14 protein-coding genes are annotated in these 17167 nt (G+C 60.2%); 5 read left to right on the forward strand and 9 right to left on the reverse strand.

Going from position 1 to position 17167, the window contains the following annotated elements; all coding sequences use genetic code 11:
• Nucleotides 1–4: 4 nt before the first annotated feature.
• From NGM28_RS09580 to rpmH, 8 genes are all read right to left on the reverse strand, one after another.
• On the reverse strand, nucleotides 5–796 hold the full coding sequence (locus NGM28_RS09580) for a ParA family protein (RefSeq protein ID WP_011536509.1): 792 nt from the start codon (nucleotides 794–796) through the stop codon (nucleotides 5–7).
• 18 nt (nucleotides 797–814) lie between these two features.
• Nucleotides 815–1465, reverse strand: a complete 651-nt coding sequence (gene rsmG, locus NGM28_RS09585; protein WP_011536510.1) for a 16S rRNA (guanine(527)-N(7))-methyltransferase RsmG — start codon at nucleotides 1463–1465, stop codon at nucleotides 815–817.
• On the reverse strand, nucleotides 1462–3354 hold the full coding sequence (gene mnmG, locus NGM28_RS09590; protein WP_240064180.1) for a tRNA uridine-5-carboxymethylaminomethyl(34) synthesis enzyme MnmG: 1893 nt from the start codon (nucleotides 3352–3354) through the stop codon (nucleotides 1462–1464). Before mnmG ends, rsmG begins: the two co-directional genes overlap by 4 nt.
• Nucleotides 3355–3898: 544 nt before the next feature.
• The gene (mnmE, locus tag NGM28_RS09595) at nucleotides 3899–5269 is read right to left on the reverse strand and encodes a tRNA uridine-5-carboxymethylaminomethyl(34) synthesis GTPase MnmE (RefSeq protein WP_240064179.1); all 1371 of its coding nucleotides are present in this window, start codon (nucleotides 5267–5269) and stop codon (nucleotides 3899–3901) included.
• Nucleotides 5270–5356: 87 nt separating this feature from the next.
• Complete coding sequence (gene yidC, locus NGM28_RS09600) at nucleotides 5357–7042, reverse strand: membrane protein insertase YidC (protein ID WP_011536513.1); 1686 nt, start codon at nucleotides 7040–7042, stop codon at nucleotides 5357–5359.
• Between the two features lie 2 nt (nucleotides 7043–7044).
• Nucleotides 7045–7290, reverse strand: a complete 246-nt coding sequence (gene yidD / locus NGM28_RS09605; RefSeq protein ID WP_011536514.1) for a membrane protein insertion efficiency factor YidD — start codon at nucleotides 7288–7290, stop codon at nucleotides 7045–7047.
• Nucleotides 7283–7684 carry a ribonuclease P protein component gene (gene rnpA / locus NGM28_RS09610; RefSeq protein WP_011536515.1) on the reverse strand — a complete coding sequence of 134 codons (402 nt, stop codon included), beginning with the start codon at nucleotides 7682–7684 and terminating at the stop codon, nucleotides 7283–7285. The genes yidD and rnpA overlap by 8 nt, the downstream gene beginning before the upstream one ends.
• A gap of 13 nt (nucleotides 7685–7697) precedes the next feature.
• The gene (gene rpmH, locus NGM28_RS09615) at nucleotides 7698–7832 is read right to left on the reverse strand and encodes a 50S ribosomal protein L34 (RefSeq protein WP_003253163.1); all 135 of its coding nucleotides are present in this window, start codon (nucleotides 7830–7832) and stop codon (nucleotides 7698–7700) included.
• Between the two features lie 581 nt (nucleotides 7833–8413).
• On the opposite strand from rpmH, the gene dnaA reads away from it, so the two are divergent.
• Genes dnaA through gyrB form a run of 4 tightly spaced genes read left to right on the forward strand, consistent with a single transcriptional unit; the run spans nucleotide 8414 to nucleotide 14628 of the window.
• Entirely contained in the window at nucleotides 8414–9940 is a 1527-nt protein-coding gene (gene dnaA / locus NGM28_RS09620; protein ID WP_240064177.1) for a chromosomal replication initiator protein DnaA, read from the forward strand.
• 40 nt (nucleotides 9941–9980) lie between these two features.
• Nucleotides 9981–11084, forward strand: a complete 1104-nt coding sequence (gene dnaN / locus NGM28_RS09625; RefSeq protein ID WP_248918080.1) for a DNA polymerase III subunit beta — start codon at nucleotides 9981–9983, stop codon at nucleotides 11082–11084.
• A gap of 15 nt (nucleotides 11085–11099) precedes the next feature.
• Entirely contained in the window at nucleotides 11100–12203 is a 1104-nt protein-coding gene (gene recF / locus NGM28_RS09630; RefSeq protein ID WP_240064176.1) for a DNA replication/repair protein RecF, read from the forward strand.
• A gap of 4 nt (nucleotides 12204–12207) precedes the next feature.
• On the forward strand, nucleotides 12208–14628 hold the full coding sequence (gene gyrB, locus NGM28_RS09635) for a DNA topoisomerase (ATP-hydrolyzing) subunit B (protein ID WP_252089901.1): 2421 nt from the start codon (nucleotides 12208–12210) through the stop codon (nucleotides 14626–14628).
• A gap of 73 nt (nucleotides 14629–14701) precedes the next feature.
• Here gyrB and NGM28_RS09640 read toward each other — a convergent pair whose 3' ends face one another.
• The gene (locus tag NGM28_RS09640; RefSeq protein ID WP_240064174.1) at nucleotides 14702–16003 is read right to left on the reverse strand and encodes a sigma-54 interaction domain-containing protein; all 1302 of its coding nucleotides are present in this window, start codon (nucleotides 16001–16003) and stop codon (nucleotides 14702–14704) included.
• Nucleotides 16004–16249: 246 nt separating this feature from the next.
• On the opposite strand from NGM28_RS09640, the gene NGM28_RS09645 reads away from it, so the two are divergent.
• Nucleotides 16250–17134, forward strand: a complete 885-nt coding sequence (locus NGM28_RS09645; RefSeq protein ID WP_240064173.1) for an MBL fold metallo-hydrolase — start codon at nucleotides 16250–16252, stop codon at nucleotides 17132–17134.
• The last annotated feature ends 33 nt before the right edge of the window (nucleotides 17135–17167 follow it).

Here is a 17167-nt window from a genome sequence, read left to right on the forward strand (position 1 = left end):
TTCCTTAAGTTGTTTGTGCAATGCGTGATGGACGGCGCTGGCGGCGCACCAGTTCCCCGGCCAGGGCCAGGTAGGCGAGCGCGCCACGGGATTGCTTGTCGTAGGCCAGGGCCGGCATGCCGAAGCTCGGCGCCTCGGCCAGGCGGATGTTGCGCGGGATCACCGTGTCGTAGAGCTGGTCGCCGAAGTGTTCCTTGAGCTGGGCCGAAACATCGTTGTTCAGGCTCAGGCGCGGGTCGTACATGGTCCGCAGCAGGCCTTCGATCTTCAGCTCCGGGTTCAACCGGGCGGCGATGCGCTTGATGTTATCCACAAGGTCGCTGAGACCTTCCAGTGCGTAGTACTCGCACTGCATGGGAATGATCACGCCATCGGAGGCGACCAGGGCGTTGAGCGTCAGCATCGACAGCGACGGTGGGCAGTCGATGAGGATGTAGTCGTAGTTCTCGCGGATCGGCGCCAGCGCGTTACGCAGGCGGCTCTCCTTCATCTGCATCTCCAGCAGGACCACTTCCGCGGCGGTCAGGTCGCGGTTGGCCGGCAACAGCTGGTAACCGCCGTGCTCGGAATAGTGCATGGCCTGGGCCAGGTCGCATTCCCCGATGAGCAGGTCGTACACCGAGTGCTCGAGCTCGTGTTTATCCACACCGCTGCCCATGGTGGCGTTGCCCTGTGGATCGAGGTCGATCAGCAGCACGCGACGCTTGGTCGCGGCCAGCGATGCGGCGAGATTGATGCAGGTGGTGGTCTTGCCCACACCACCTTTCTGGTTCGCGATTGCGAATACCTTAGCCATTGTTGCGTGTGTTCCCAGTCATGCCTTGCGGCGCAGTATCAGCAGATGGCGCTGGCCCTGGCAACCTGGAACGGTCAGGGCCTGCTCGCTTTCCACTGTGAAGTCTGCGGGCAATGCTACCAGTTCATCGGCAGGATGCAGCCCCTTCATTGCAAGCCATTGCGTGCGGCTGTCACCCAGGTGGCGGGTCCAGTTGGTGAAATTCTCCATGCTGCTGAAGGCGCGGGAGATGATCCCGCAGAACGGCTGCTCGGGCTGGACCTCTTCCACCCGGCTGTGGATAACCGTGAGGTTGTCCAGTTTCAGTTCCATCTTCACTTGCGTCAGGAAGCGCGTCTTCTTGCCGTTGCTGTCGAGCACGGTCACCTGCTTGTGCGGATGCAGGATGGCCAGCGGGATGCCCGGCATGCCGCCGCCGCTGCCCACATCCAGCCAGCGTTGGGTGTCATTGTGGATAAACGGCATGACACTCAGGCTGTCGAGCAGGTGGCGCGAGACCATCTCGTCCGGGTCGCGCACCGCGGTCAGGTTGTAGGCCTTGTTCCATTTGATCAACAGGGCCAGGTAACCCAGCAGCAGTTCGTGCTGCTGCGCGCTCAGCTCGACACCGAGCTGGCGCGCACCTGTGGACAACTCTTCGGCGTGTTGCGGGGTGACCAGGGAACTCAAGCGCTTTGCTCCAATTCGCGGCCTGCGCCGCGTTTTTTCAAGTGAATCAGCAACAGGGAAATCGCCGCCGGGGTGACGCCCGGGATGCGCGAAGCCTGGCCCAGGGTTTCCGGACGGGTCTGCCCGAGCTTGCCCTGGATCTCCTTGGACAGGCCGGAAATCGTGGTGTAGTCGATATCCACAGGCAGGCGCGTGTCTTCGCTGGCGCGCAGACGGGCGATCTCTTCCTGCTGGCGGTCGATGTAACCGGCGTACTTGGTCTTGATCTCGACCTGCTCGGCGACCTGTGGATCGATGACCTCGCCCCCCGTGGCCTCGATCAGCCCAGCGTAGTCGACTTCTGGACGGGCAAGCAGGTTCAGCAGGCTGTATTCATGCGCCAATGGGGTGCCGAACTTATCCACAACGGCCTGGCCTTGCGGCGTACCTGGGCGAACCCAGGTGCTCTTCAGGCGCTGTTCTTCACGCTCGATACCCTCGCGCTTGGCACAGAAGGCCGCCCAGCGGGCGTCGTCGATCAGGCCCAGCTCACGGCCTTTCTCGGTCAGGCGCAGGTCGGCATTGTCCTCGCGCAGGATCAAACGGTATTCGGCACGCGAAGTGAACATCCGGTAGGGCTCTTGGGTGCCCAGGGTGATCAGGTCATCGACCAGTACACCGATGTAGGCCTCGTCGCGACGTGGACACCAGCTTTCACGGCCCTGCGCACGCAGCGCGGCGTTGGTGCCGGCCAGCAGGCCCTGGGCGCCGGCTTCTTCGTAACCGGTGGTGCCGTTGATCTGGCCAGCGAAGAACAGACCGCCGATGACCTTGGTCTCGAGGCTGTACTTCAGGTCGCGGGGGTCGAAGTAGTCGTACTCGATGGCATAGCCCGGGCGCACGATGTGGGCGTTCTCCATGCCGCGGATCGAGCGCACGATCTCCAGTTGCACATCGAACGGCAGCGAAGTCGAAATACCGTTGGGGTACAGCTCATGGGTGGTCAGGCCTTCCGGCTCGATGAACACCTGGTGGCTTTCCTTGTCGGCGAAGCGATGGATCTTGTCTTCGATCGAGGGGCAGTAGCGCGGGCCAATACCTTCGATCACGCCCGAGTACATCGGCGAACGGTCGAGGTTCGAGGCAATGATCTCGTGGGTGCGGGCGTTGGTGTGGGTGATCCAGCAGCTCACCTGGCGCGGGTGCATCTCGGCGTTGCCCATGAACGACATCACTGGGATCGGCGTGTCGCCCGGTTGTTCGGTCATCACCGAGAAGTCCACCGAACGGCCATCGATACGCGGCGGGGTGCCGGTTTTCAGCCGGCCGACGCGCAGCGGCAGTTCACGCATGCGCTGGGCCAGGGCGTTGGCGGGCGGATCGCCGGCGCGGCCACCGGAGTAATTCTGCAGACCGATGTGGATAAGTCCACCGAGGAAGGTGCCGCTGGTCAGCACCACCGAGTCGGCGAAGAAACGCAAGCCCATTTGCGTGACCACACCCTTGACCTGGTCCTGCTCGACGATCAGGTCATCGCACGACTGCTGGAATATCCACAGGTTCGGCTGGTTTTCCAGGATCTCACGCACCACAGCCTTGTAGATGGCGCGGTCGGCCTGTGCACGGGTGGCGCGCACGGCTGGGCCCTTGCGGTTGTTCAGAACGCGGAACTGGATGCCGCTCTTGTCGGTTGCCAGCGCCATGGCGCCGCCGAGCGCATCGATCTCCTTGACCAGGTGGCTCTTGCCGATGCCACCGATAGCCGGGTTGCAGCTCATGTGACCGAGGGTTTCCACGTTATGGGTCAGCAGCAGGGTCTTCACACCCATGCGTGCGGACGCAAGCGCAGCCTCGGTACCGGCATGGCCGCCGCCGATGACGATCACTTCAAAACGGGAAGGGAAATCCACCACGCACCTCGTGCCTGTTTTTGCGAATAGAGAAGGTAAGCGGACAAGTATAGGGACTTCCCCCCCCTCAAAGGAACCTTCTGAGCAAAATTTGACCAGGCTGTGGATGAGTGGCAGGCAAAAGTAAACAAAGAGGAAAAATTTATAAAAGCTTTGTTTTTATGTTTATGTTTAGGCACCTATCCACATGTGGATAAGTAGCTTGAGCCCAAATTCTACGTGCCTTTGCAGGAATCATAACCCTGTGTTGTAGTGGGCCTGAGGGTTATGGATAACGGCGTGTAACCTGTGGATTAAAGTATCGCTTACCCACAGGTGGGTTTGTCCTCAGAAAAAAAGGCCACTTATCAACGGAGCTGATGGTGAGTTTTCCACAGAGCTCCTGAGCGACGTTTTGTATCTGTTGATGAAATGCATCCCTGTAGGAGCGGGTTTACCCGAGATCACCGGCATCGCCGGTGTCATGCAACGCGCAGAGCTGTAAATCACAGGCAAAAAAAAGCCGCTCCAGTCGGGAGCGGCCTCGATATCGCGCAGCTGCGGGCTACTTGCCGATGCAGAAGCTCGAGAAGATCCTGCCAAGCAAGTCATCCGAACTGAACGCTCCGGTGATTTCCCCCAACGCCTGCTGCGCCTGGCGCAGATCTTCTGCCAACAGTTCTCCCGCGCCAGCCAGGGTCAACTGCGCCCGACCATGCTCCAGGTGCTCGCTGGCCTGGCGCAGCGCTTCCAGGTGCCGGCGACGGGCGCTGAAGCTGCTCTCCGCAGTCTGTTCGTAACCCATGCAGGCCTTGAGGTGGTCACGCAGCAGGTCCAGGCCCATGTCACTCTCGCGGGCGCTCAGGGTGATGGTCACGTGGCCGTCGTCGCTCTTTTCCATACCAACGCCTTCACCACTCAGGTCAGCCTTGTTACGGATGAGCGTCACCTTTGCCACATCTGGGCGCTGATCGAGGAACTCCGGCCACAGCGCGAAGGGATCACTGGCTTCCGGAGCGGTCGAATCGACCACCAGCAGCACACGATCAGCTTCGCCGATGGCCTTGAGCGCCCTTTCCACCCCGATCTTTTCCACATGATCGTCGGTGTCGCGCAAGCCCGCAGTGTCGACCACATGCAGCGGCATCCCATCGATGTGGATATGTTCACGCAGAATATCCCGGGTGGTGCCGGCGATATCGGTGACGATCGCTGCCTCGCGCCCGGCCAGCTGGTTGAGCAGGCTGGATTTGCCTGCATTCGGACGGCCGGCGATGACCACGGTCATGCCATCGCGCAACAGGGCACCTTGCCCGGCCTCACGCTGCACTGTGGACAACTCGCTGCGCACATCATCGAGCATGCGCAACACATGGCCGTCAGCGAGAAAGTCGATCTCTTCCTCAGGGAAGTCGATCGCCGCCTCGACGTAGATGCGCAAGGCGATCAACGCCTCGGTCAGCCCGTGCACGCGCTTGGAGAACGCTCCTTGCAGCGAACGCAAGGCGTTTCGGGCAGCCTGGGTGGAACTGGCTTCGATCAGGTCGGCAATGGCTTCGGCCTGGGCCAGATCGAGCTTGTCGTTGAGGAACGCACGCTCGCTGAACTCGCCAGGCCGTGCCAGGCGGCAGCCCAACTGCAGGCAACGCTGCAACAGCATGTCCATCACCACCGGGCCGCCATGGCCCTGCAGTTCCAGCACATCCTCACCGGTGAACGAGTTCGGGCCCGGGAAGAACAAGGCAATACCTTCATCGAGGACCAGGCCATCGGCATCACGGAACGGGCCGTAGTGGGCGTGCCGCGGCGTCAGCGTGCGGCCTGTGATGGCCAGCCCGGCCTGGCTGGCCAACGGCCCGGACAAGCGGACGATACCAACCCCACCCCGGCCCTGGGCGGTGGCGATGGCGGCAATGGTTTCACGCACAGTATTCATGCTCGAAAGCCTCTACAACGAATTCGTCAGATAGCAAAAACGCCCCACTAGGGGGCGTTTTTATTCACAGGCAAACCGGGTTGCCCGTCAAGCGGCAGCTTTTTTGGTGGCCGCTTCGATGCTACGGGTGATGTACCACTGCTGTGCGATCGACAGGCAGTTGTTCACAACCCAGTACAGCACCAGACCGGCCGGGAACCACAGGAAGAAGAAGGTGAAGATGATCGGCATCATTTTCATGACCTTCGCCTGCATCGGATCCGGCGGCGTCGGGTTCAGGCGCTGCTGGATGAACATGGTGGCACCCATGATGATCGGCAGGATGAAGAATGGATCCTTGATCGACAGGTCGGTGATCCACAGCATCCATGGGGCCTGGCGCATCTCGACGCTTTCCAGCAGTACCCAGTACAGGGCCAGGAACACCGGCATCTGCACCAGGATCGGCAGGCAGCCGCCCAGCGGGTTGATCTTCTCTTTCTTGTACAGCTCCATCATCGCCTGGGACATCTTCTGGCGATCGTCACCGAAGCGTTCCTTGAGCTGGGCAAGCTTCGGCGCTACGGCGCGCATACGCGCCATCGAGCGGTAGCTGGCGGCCGACAGCGGGAAGAACAGGCCCTTGATGAGCATGGTCAGGACGATGATCGACCAACCCCAGTTGCCCAGCAGGCTGTGGATATGTTGCAGCAGCCAGAAGATCGGCTGGGCGATGAACCACAGGAAGCCGTAGTCGACGGTCAGTTCCAGGCCTGGGGACAACTCCTTGAGCTTGGACTGGATCTTCGGGCCGGCATACAGCATGGCGCTGGTTTCGACCTTGCCGCCGGCAGGGACGTTAAGCGCAGGGCCGGTGTAGCCGATGATGTAGTTGCCCTGGCTGTCCTTGCGGGTCTGGACGGCATTGTTGTCCGACTTGCTCGGGATCCAGGCGGTCACGAAGTAGTGCTGCAGCCAGGCGACCCAGCCGCCAGCGACGTTTTCCTGCAGGCCGCCCTTGTCCATGTCCTTCATCGACACTTTCTTGTACGGCTCAGAAGCTGTCCACAGGGCGGCGCCCAGGTAGGTAGCAGTACCCGTGGCGGTGCTCGACGACGGATCGGAGCTGGCGTCACGCTTGAGCTGGGCAAACATGTTGCCGCTCCAGGCCTGGGCGCTCTGGTTATCGATCAGGTAGCTGACGGTCAGGTCGTACTCGCCGCGCTTCAAGCTGAAGCGCTTGATGTAGTTGACGCCGTTCTCGCTGAACTTCAGGTCGACCACCAGTTGGTCCTGGCCATCGGCCAGCTGGTAGCTCTTCTGCTCGGTGGCGTACAGCGGTCGGCCGCTAGCGCGGTCCGGGCCGTCGGTGCCGATCAGGCCACTCTGTGCCAGGTAGACACGCTCGCCGCCGTTATCGAACAGCTGGAACGGAATCTCTGGGTGGTCCTGGCGACGCGGGAACTTGGGCAGGGTCAGTTGGACGATATCGCCGCCAACCGGGTCGATAGCCAGGTTCAGGACATCGGTCTTGACCTGAATCAGGTCCTTGCTGACCGCAACTGGCGCCGGAGCCAGGCCGGTGGTGCCGTTTTGCGCATTGACGCTCGGCAAATCAGCGTTCGCGCCGTTGTTGCCGGCGGGCACGCTGTCCGGCAAGGACGCGTTGGCGGTGCTGGCAGCAGTATTCTGAGTCGGCAGGGCAGCCTGGCCGTAGTCCTGGTTCCACTTGAGGACCATGACGTAGGACACGATTGCCAGGGCGACGATCAGGATCGTGCGTTTAATATCCATGATTACTCGGCTATCGAAGAAGTTCGGGAGGAAGGAGCAGGTGGAACGGGATCGAAACCGCCGTCGTTCCACGGATGACAACGCCCCAGGCGACGAACGGCCAGCCACCCACCACGCAAGAGGCCATGGTTTTCGATGGCTTCATAGGCGTAACAGGAACAGCTGGGATAGAAACGACAGTGACTGGCCATCAGTGGACTGATGGCATAACGGTAGAACTGGATCGGAACGAGGGCCAGTTTACGCATTGTGACTGTCTACCCCTGCGGAATCGGCGACCGCTGGAGAGGGCCGACTGCGGACCAGTCGCTTCCAGAGCTTGCCAAAGTGTTGGTGCAATTCTGGGTTTTCCACTTCGCCCAACCCCTTGCGCGCGACGATCACGATATCCAGCCCTGCCAGCATTTGCTGGTTGAGGCGGAACGAATCACGCATCAGGCGTTTCAGGCGATTGCGTTGAACGGCGAGCTTGACGCTCTTCTTGCCGATCACCAGGCCGAGGCGTGGATGATCGAGGCCGTTCTCGCGGGCAAGGATAAGCAGGTTTTTCCCTGGAACCTTGCCGGTTGGGGAGTCGAAGACCGCTTTGAAGTGCCGGGGTGTAAGCAGTCGCTTGTCCCGACTGAAGTCCTGACTCACCACCTGTGCCGAAAAATCAAATTGCCAGACGCTTACGGCCTTTGGCACGGCGACGCGACAGAACAGCACGGCCGTTCTTGGTAGCCATACGGGCACGGAAACCGTGGGTGCGGGCGCGCTTGATGGTGCTTGGTTGGAAAGTACGTTTCATGGCGTGTTACCTGGGTTGGTCGACAACGGGCCGGATGGGCCCCCTTTTTAAGAGATCGGCGATTCTAGAGAAAGCAAGCCAATAGGTCAATTTCCAACCAGCCTTTCCTTATGGAAGGTCATGACGAACCTGTTGCCGGGTTTTGCTTGATGACACGGACAAGAGACACCAACATGAAAAAAAGATAGAGGCATATAAAAAGCTTTTCTGAAGAACTTATAGAGCTTATGTGGACAACCATCTGTGGATAACCATCTCAAGGCCACAATTATCGCCATGTACAGAGATTCACAACCTTGTCGGTAACAGGTGCTCTGCTTGTGCCGGGCATGGGTAAAACCTGTGCAGCAATAAGCTGTTTATCCACAGGTGAATTATCCACAGATCAGAACCCAGGGTTGTGCATAGCCCTCAATGGCGTTTATCCACAGGGCTTATTCACAGTGTAGAGTGTCATTTCTGTCTTTTTTTGGCGTGTCAGCCCCTGTGTCTGGTGCTGCCACGTGTGGATAACTGGTCGTCCGCCCGGTACAATGGCGGTTTGTTTTTGCCTCATCCGGCTTTCAACTCAGGGGATATCCGTGTCAGTGGAACTTTGGCAGCAGTGCGTGGAGCTTCTGCGCGATGAACTGCCTGCCCAGCAATTCAACACCTGGATCCGTCCGCTACAGGTCGAAGCCGAAGGCGACGAGTTGCGCGTCTATGCGCCAAACCGCTTCGTGCTCGACTGGGTCAACGAAAAGTACCTGGGTCGTCTGCTCGAGCTGCTGGGCGAACACGGCAATGGCCTCGCGCCCGCTCTGTCTCTATTAATAGGCAGCCGCCGCAGCTCGGCACCGCGCGCCGCCCCGAACGCGCCAGTCAGCGCAGCGGTCGCAGCGACCATGGCGCAGCAGACACAACACGCCGCGCAGATCGTGGTTCCGAGCGAACCCATCGTCGTGCCGGTGGCTGAGCCTGTGCTGAGTGAGGTAGAAGAGCCGTCCAGCCGGGACAGCTTCGACAGCATGAGCGATACGGGTTCGGCGCCCGCAGCCAGCGGCCGTACCGAACAGCGCACCGTGCAGGTTGAAGGGGCACTCAAGCACACCAGCTACCTGAACCGCACCTTCACCTTCGAAACCTTCGTGGAAGGCAAGTCGAACCAACTGGCGCGCGCCGCCGCCTGGCAGGTCGCCGACAACCCCAAGCACGGCTACAACCCGCTCTTCCTTTATGGCGGTGTCGGCTTGGGTAAGACGCACTTGATGCACGCTGTGGGTAACCACCTGCTCAAGAAGAACCCGAATGCAAAGGTGGTCTACCTGCATTCCGAGCGTTTCGTCGCCGACATGGTCAAGGCACTGCAGCTCAACGCCATCAACGAGTTCAAGCGCTTCTACCGCTCGGTCGACGCACTGCTCATCGATGACATCCAGTTCTTCGCCCGCAAGGAGCGTTCGCAGGAGGAGTTTTTCCACACCTTCAACGCCCTGCTCGAAGGTGGCCAGCAGGTGATCCTCACCAGTGACCGCTACCCGAAGGAAATCGAAGGCCTGGAAGAGCGCCTGAAGTCGCGTTTCGGCTGGGGACTGACGGTGGCCGTCGAGCCGCCGGAGCTGGAAACCCGCGTGGCGATCCTGATGAAGAAGGCCGACCAGGCCAAGGTCGAACTGCCGCACGACGCCGCGTTCTTTATCGCCCAGCGCATCCGCTCCAACGTGCGTGAACTCGAAGGTGCCCTGAAGCGGGTAATTGCCCACTCGCACTTCATGGGCCGCGATATCACCATCGAGCTGATCCGTGAATCGCTCAAGGATCTGCTGGCGCTGCAGGACAAGCTGGTCAGTGTGGATAACATTCAGCGCACCGTGGCCGAGTACTACAAGATCAAGATCTCCGATCTGCTGTCCAAACGTCGGTCGCGCTCGGTGGCGCGCCCACGCCAGGTGGCCATGGCGTTGTCGAAAGAGCTGACCAACCACAGTCTGCCGGAGATCGGCGACATGTTCGGCGGCCGCGACCACACCACCGTGCTGCACGCCTGTCGCAAGATCAACGAATTGAAGGAATCCGACGCGGACATCCGCGAGGACTACAAGAACCTGCTGCGCACGCTGACGACCTGATGGCCGTCTGCGCAGCTAATTGAAGGCAAGGGACTAGACCATGCATTTCACCATTCAACGCGAAGCCCTGTTGAAACCCCTGCAACTGGTCGCCGGTGTCGTCGAGCGCCGCCAGACCTTGCCGGTCCTGTCCAACGTCCTGCTGGTCGTGCAAGGCCAGCAGTTGTCGTTGACCGGTACCGACCTGGAAGTCGAACTGGTTGGCCGCGTTCAACTGGAAGAGCCTGCGGAGCCGGGCGAAATCACCGTTCCGGCGCGCAAGCTGATGGACATCTGCAAAAGTCTGCCCAGCGATGTGCTGATCGATATCAAGGTCGATGAGCAGAAGCTGCTGGTCAAGGCCGGTCGCAGCCGTTTCACCCTGTCCACCCTGCCGGCCAATGACTTCCCGACTGTCGAAGAAGGCCCCGGCTCGCTGACCTGCCAACTGGAGCAGAGCAAACTGCGCCGCCTGATCGAGCGCACCAGCTTCGCGATGGCCCAGCAAGACGTGCGCTACTACCTCAACGGCATGTTGCTGGAAGTGTCCCCCGGTACCCTGCGTGCCGTGGCCACCGACGGCCACCGCTTGGCGCTGTGTGCCATGCAGGCACCGATCGACCAGGCTGATCGCCACCAGGTCATCGTGCCACGCAAAGGTATCCTCGAGCTGGCGCGCCTGCTGACCGATCCGGAAGGCACGGTCAGCATTGTCCTGGGCCAGCACCACATTCGTGCCACCACCGGTGAGTTCACCTTCACCTCCAAGCTGGTCGATGGCAAATTCCCGGACTACGAGCGTGTATTGCCCAAGGGCGGCGACAAGCTGGTAATCGGCGATCGTCAGGCGCTGCGCGAAGCGTTCAGCCGTACCGCGATTCTGTCCAACGAGAAGTACCGCGGTATCCGTCTGCAACTGGCTGCTGGCCAGCTGAAGATCCAGGCCAACAACCCGGAGCAGGAAGAAGCGGAAGAAGAAATCAGCGTCGACTACAACGGCAGCTCGCTGGAGATCGGTTTCAACGTCAGCTACCTGCTGGACGTGCTGGGCGTCATGACTACTGAACAGGTTCGCCTGATTCTGTCGGACTCCAACAGCAGTGCCCTGCTGCAGGAAGCTGGCAATGACGACTCGTCCTACGTTGTCATGCCGATGCGTCTGTAACCCATAGCAGGCGACATGTCCCTTCGACGTCTTTCGGTCACCGCGGTGCGCAACCTGCACCCGGTGACCCTCTCACCCTCTCCCCGCATCAACATCCTTTACGGCGCCAATGGCAGCGGCAAGACCAGCGTGCTCGAAGCCGTGCACCTGCTTGGTCTTGCTCGGTCATTTCGCAGCACCCGCTTGAACCCGGTCATCCAGTACGAGCAGCAAACCTGCACGGTATTTGGCCAGGTCGAGTTGGCTGAGGGTGGTACCAGCAATCTCGGGGTATCCCGGGAGCGTCAGGGGGAGTTCACTATCCGTATCGACGGACAGAATGCGCGCAGCGCGGCGCAGCTGGCCGAGATGCTGCCACTGCAGTTGATCAACCCGGACAGTTTCCGCCTGCTCGAGGGCGCCCCCAAAGTACGGCGGCAGTTCCTCGATTGGGGCGTGTTCCACGTGGAACCCCGTTTCATGGCGACCTGGCAGCGCCTGCAGAAGGCCCTGCGGCAGCGGAACTCATGGCTGCGGCATGGTACACTTGACGCCGTTTCGCAAGCCGCCTGGGATCGGGAGTTATGCCTCGCCAGTGCGGAGATAGATGAATACCGTCGCAATTACATCAAGGCCTTGAAGCCTGTCTTCGAGCAAACCCTGAGCGAGCTGGTCGAACTGGACGGGCTGACCCTGAGCTACTACCGAGGCTGGGACAAGGACCGGGAACTCAACGAAGTCCTCGCGACCTCTCTCCTCCGTGACCAGCAGATGGGGCACACCCAAGCCGGACCTCAACGTGCTGATCTGCGCCTTCGATTGGGTGCGAACAACGCGGCTGACATTCTCTCGCGGGGTCAGCAGAAGCTGGTGGTGTGCGCCCTGCGGATTGCCCAAGGGCACCTGGTCAGCCAGGTTCGCCGCGGTCAGTGTATTTATCTGGTGGATGACTTGCCGTCCGAGTTGGACGAACAGCATCGCCGCGCCCTGTGCCGCTTGCTTGAAGAATTGAACTGCCAGGTATTCATCACCTGTGTAGACCACGAATTTCTGAGGGAAGGCTGGCAGACGGAAACGCCAGTCGCTTTGTTCCACGTGGAACAGGGCCGTATCACCCAGACCCACGACCATCGGGAGTGAAGGCATGAGCGAAAATCAAACGTACGACTCCTCCAGCATCAAGGTGCTGAAAGGGCTGGATGCCGTACGCAAGCGTCCCGGCATGTACATTGGCGACACCGATGACGGCAGCGGCCTGCACCACATGGTGTTCGAGGTGGTCGACAACTCGATCGACGAAGCCCTGGCCGGGCACTGCGATGACATCACCGTCATCATTCACACCGACGAATCCATCAGCGTCCGTGACAACGGTCGTGGCATTCCGGTCGACGTGCATAAAGAAGAAGGCGTATCCGCAGCCGAGGTCATCATGACCGTGCTGCACGCCGGCGGTAAGTTCGACGACAATTCCTACAAGGTTTCCGGCGGTCTGCACGGTGTAGGTGTTTCGGTGGTGAACGCCCTGTCCGAGAAGTTGGTACTTACCGTTCGCCGAAGTGGCAAGATCTGGGAACAGACTTATGTCCACGGTGTTCCACAAGCACCGATGGCCGTGGTGGGTGAAAGTGAAACCACCGGTACCCACATTCACTTCAAGCCTTCGGCTGAAACCTTCAAGAACATCCATTTCAGCTGGGACATCCTCGCCAAGCGTATTCGCGAGCTGTCGTTCCTGAACTCTGGTGTCGGCATCCTGCTGAAGGATGAGCGCAGCGGCAAGGAAGAGTTCTTCAAGTATGAAGGCGGCCTGCGTGCTTTTGTTGAATATCTGAACACCAACAAGACCCCGGTCAACTCCCAGGTCTTCCACTTCAACGTCCAGCGTGACGATGGCGTGGGTGTCGAAGTCGCCCTGCAATGGAACGACAGCTTCAACGAGAACCTGCTGTGCTTCACCAACAACATTCCCCAACGCGACGGTGGTACTCACCTGGTTGGTTTCCGTTCCTCGCTCACCCGTAGCCTGAACAGCTACATCGAGCAGGAAGGCCTGGCGAAGAAGAACAAGGTTGCCACCACCGGTGACGACGCGCGTGAAGGTTTGACCGCGATCATTTCGGTCAAGGTGCCGGACCCAAAGTTCAGCTCGCAGACCAAGGACAAGCTGGTTTCCTCGGAGGTAAAAACCGCCGTGGAACAGGAGATGAATAAGTACTTCGCCGACTTCCTGTTGGAGAACCCCAACGAAGCCAAGGCCGTGGTCGGCAAGATGATCGACGCTGCCCGTGCCCGTGAAGCGGCGCGTAAAGCACGCGAGATGACCCGCCGAAAAGGTGCCCTGGACATCGCCGGCCTGCCAGGCAAGCTGGCCGACTGCCAGGAGAAGGACCCTGCCCTTTCCGAACTGTACCTGGTGGAGGGTGACTCCGCGGGTGGTTCGGCCAAGCAAGGTCGTAACCGCCGTACCCAGGCGATCCTGCCGCTCAAGGGCAAGATCCTCAACGTCGAGAAGGCACGCTTCGACAAGATGATCTCCTCGCAGGAGGTCGGTACGCTGATCACCGCGCTGGGCTGTGGCATCGGCCGTGAAGAGTACAACATCGACAAGCTGCGTTATCACAACATCATCATCATGACCGATGCTGACGTCGACGGTTCGCACATCCGTACCCTGCTGCTGACCTTCTTCTTCCGTCAGTTGCCGGAGCTGGTCGAGCGTGGCTACATCTATATCGCCCAGCCGCCGCTGTACAAGGTGAAGAAGGGCAAGCAGGAGCAGTACATCAAGGACGACGAGGCCATGGAAGAATACATGACCCAATCGGCCCTGGAAGATGCCAGCCTGCACTTGGACGAGTCTGCGCCAGCGGTTTCGGGCGTGCAGCTCGAGTCGTTGGTGAACGAGTTCCGTGCCGTGATGAAGACCCTGAAGCGTCTGTCGCGCCTGTACCCGGAAGAGCTCACCGAACACTTCATCTACCTGCCAGAAGTCACTCAGGAGCAACTGGCCAACCATGCCGTCATGCAGGTCTGGCTGAGCAAGTTCCAGGAGCGCCTGAACAACAGCCAGAAGTCCGGTCTCAGCTATGTGACCAGCCTGCGCGAAGACAAGGAGCGCAACATCTGGCTGCCTGAAGTGGAGATCACTTCCCACGGCCTGGCCAGCTACGTCACCTTCAACCGTGAGTTCTTCGGCAGCAACGACTACCGCTCGGTGGTCAACCTGGGCGCCAAGCTTGGCACCTTGCTCGGCGAAGGTGCCTACGTTCAGCGTGGCGAGCGTCGCAAGGCGGTCACTGAGTTCAAGGAAGGCCTGGACTGGCTGATGAACGAAAGTACCAAGCGTCATACCATCCAGCGATACAAAGGGCTGGGTGAAATGAACCCGGACCAGCTGTGGGAAACCACCATGGACCCGACCGTGCGCCGTATGCTCAAGGTGACCATCGAGGACGCGATCGCCGCCGACCAGCTGTTCAACACCCTGATGGGTGATGCGGTGGAGCCACGCCGTGACTTCATCGAGAGCAACGCGTTGTCGGTGTCCAACCTGGACTTCTGATTCGCGGGCGGTACAAAAAAGCCAATCCCTAGGGATTGGCTTTTTTTTGTCTGCACAAATGTTCCACGTGGAACTATGAGATTCCCAGTGCCTTCAGCCGACGGTACAACGTGCGTTCGCTCATCCCGAGATGATCTGCCAGCTCGCTACGGGAGCCATTGAAGGTTTCCAAGGCATGGGCCAGATCGGCCATCTCATTCCTGCCCCGCCCTCGCGAACCTGCCGGCTTTGCGGCCGAGTACATATCCTCTGGAAGGTGCTCAGGACGGATCAGGCCGTCATCCGTGAACAGCCGAGCGCGCTCCAGAATATTCCTGAGTTCGCGGATGTTGCCTGGAAAGGTGTGCAGGTTCAGCCGCTCGAGCGCCTCAGGCGTAAGCGTTGGTGACTGCTTGCCGGCCATTCTTTGCAGCAGACTTTCACAAAGTAATGGCAAGTCTTCGACCCGTTCGCGCAGTGATGGCAAGCGGATCGGGAAGCCGCTGATGCGGTAATAGAGGTCTTCGCGGAAGGTCCCTTCTGCAGCCATCTCTTTCAGTGGTTTGTGTGTGGCTGAGACCAGGCGAAAATCTGAATGGACCGTGCGTGTGCTGCCGACCGGGCGAAAGCTGCCGGACTCGATCAAGCGCAGCAATTTCACCTGCATGGCCAGCGGTACCTCACCGATCTCATCGAGGAACAGCGTGCCACCGTGAGCGGCTTCGGCCAGACCGATCTTGCGTTGAGTCGCGCCGGTGAAGGCACCTTTCTCATAGCCGAACAGTTCACTCTCGAACAACGACTCGGTCAGCCCGGTGCAGTCCACCACTACCAGGGGGCCGTTGGCGCGTGGGCTGCCCAGGTGCAAGGCACGGGCGAACAGTTCCTTGCCGGTGCCGGATTCACCCTGGAGCAATACAGGAATTTGTGCAGGCGCCGCGCGCTGCAAACTGGCCACGGCGGCCTTGAAGGCAGGTGCTCGGCCAACCAACCCCTGCTGTTGAGGTTGAGCCGACGCCAGGGTGACGCTGGTCAGGCGCTCGACGAAGGCTACTACCCTACCCTCGTCATCGAGGATCGGGCGCAGTTCCACATCCACATGTTCCGGCCCTCGCGGGGTGTGATGGATATGCAGCACGCGTTCCGGCACCTTGCTGTCCAGCGACTTGCGCAGAGGGCAATGTTCTCCTGCCTGGTCGCAGGGCACGGCATAGTGGTGCGAGACTCGGTGGCATTTTTCGCCGATCGGCGCCTGCTCCGCGTTGCCAAACTGGCGACGGTAGGCGGCATTGGCGGCCAGGATGTTGTAGTCGGTGTCCAGCACGATGCTGGGGAGCATATCGTGTTCGAGGTAGGACACCAGCGCGAGGATCGCGGGATGGGAAGCAGCTAGCATGACAGCACCGGATGAAGGACCTGGCGAGGGTAGCAAGGACTGCCAAACACTGCCATCGGCTGACAGTCGACTGCCAGGAACTGTCACCTTTGGCTGACAGGCCGGGGGCTGCTGCGCAGCCCATCGCGGCTCAAGGCCGCTCCTACAGGGCGCGGCGGTCGTCGAAAAGGTATGGCATGCATCTTGATAAAGCACCCTTCACTGCCTATGCCTTCAAGGAGGCCCGGTGGATAACTGGAGAGTGCAATGATCATCGGCAACAACCTTCACGTCGAAGCGTTCTTCGACAAAGCGACCTGGACCATCAGCTACCTGGTCATGGATGGCGAGACCCGCCAGTGCGCGCTGATCGACAGCGTGCTGGACTACGATCCAAAGTCGGGACGCACCTGCAGCCATTCAGCGGACCAGTTGATCGCCCGCGTCGAGGCGCTGGGCGCCAAAGTGCAATGGCTGCTCGATACCCATGTGCACGCCGACCATCTGTCTGCGGCGGCCTATCTCAAGCAAAAGCTTGGCGGCAGCATTGCCATTGGTGCGCAGATCACCCAGGTGCAGAAAGTCTTCGGCACCTTGTTCAATGCCGAGCCTGGCTTTGCCCGGGACGGCAGTCAGTTTGATGTCCTGTTCGAAGATGAAGAGGGTTTTCGCATCGGCAACCTGCATGCGCGTGCACTGCACACCCCTGGCCATACGCCGGCTTGCATGAGCTACATGGTCGAGGACGCAGGCGAGATCGCCGTGTTCGTAGGCGACACCTTGTTCACGCCCGACTACGGCACCGCCCGTTGCGACTTCCCGGGCGCCAGCGCGAGAACCCTGTACCGGTCGATTCGTCGCCTGCTCGCCTTCCCCGACCAGACTCGCCTGTTCATGTGCCACGACTACCTCCCCGGTGGCCGCGAGCTGCGCTATGAAACCACCGTGGCCGAGCAACGTGCCGCCAACATTCATATCCATGAAGGTGTCAGTGAAGAGAGCTTCGTAGAGATGCGCGAAGCCCGCGACAAGACCCTCGACATGCCGGTGCTGATCCTGCCCTCGGTACAGATCAACATGCGCAGCGGGCAATTCCCCGAACCCGAAGCGAATGGGGTGAGCTACCTGAAGATCCCGCTGAACAAGCTGTAAGCCACGCCGTATCTATAACGAAGATCCAAAGGA

It is taken from the genome of Pseudomonas sp. MWU13-3659 (assembly GCF_023757525.1).
Classification (GTDB): domain Bacteria; phylum Pseudomonadota; class Gammaproteobacteria; order Pseudomonadales; family Pseudomonadaceae; genus Aquipseudomonas; species Aquipseudomonas entomophila_E.

Coding starts and splice junctions, on each gene's coding strand:
- NGM28_RS09580 (WP_011536509.1), bottom strand. CDS start 796: ATGGCTAAGGTATTCGCAATCGCGAACCAGAAAGGTGGTGTGGGCAAG.
- mnmE (WP_240064179.1), bottom strand. CDS start 5,269: ATGAATACTGTGCGTGAAACCATTGCCGCCATCGCCACCGCCCAGGGC.
- yidC (WP_011536513.1), bottom strand. CDS start 7,042: ATGGATATTAAACGCACGATCCTGATCGTCGCCCTGGCAATCGTGTCC.
- yidD (WP_011536514.1), bottom strand. CDS start 7,290: ATGCGTAAACTGGCCCTCGTTCCGATCCAGTTCTACCGTTATGCCATC.
- rpmH (WP_003253163.1), bottom strand. CDS start 7,832: ATGAAACGTACTTTCCAACCAAGCACCATCAAGCGCGCCCGCACCCAC.
- dnaN (WP_248918080.1), top strand. CDS start 9,981: ATGCATTTCACCATTCAACGCGAAGCCCTGTTGAAACCCCTGCAACTG.
- recF (WP_240064176.1), top strand. CDS start 11,100: ATGTCCCTTCGACGTCTTTCGGTCACCGCGGTGCGCAACCTGCACCCG.
- gyrB (WP_252089901.1), top strand. CDS start 12,208: ATGAGCGAAAATCAAACGTACGACTCCTCCAGCATCAAGGTGCTGAAA.
- NGM28_RS09640 (WP_240064174.1), bottom strand. CDS start 16,003: ATGCTAGCTGCTTCCCATCCCGCGATCCTCGCGCTGGTGTCCTACCTC.
- NGM28_RS09645 (WP_240064173.1), top strand. CDS start 16,250: ATGATCATCGGCAACAACCTTCACGTCGAAGCGTTCTTCGACAAAGCG.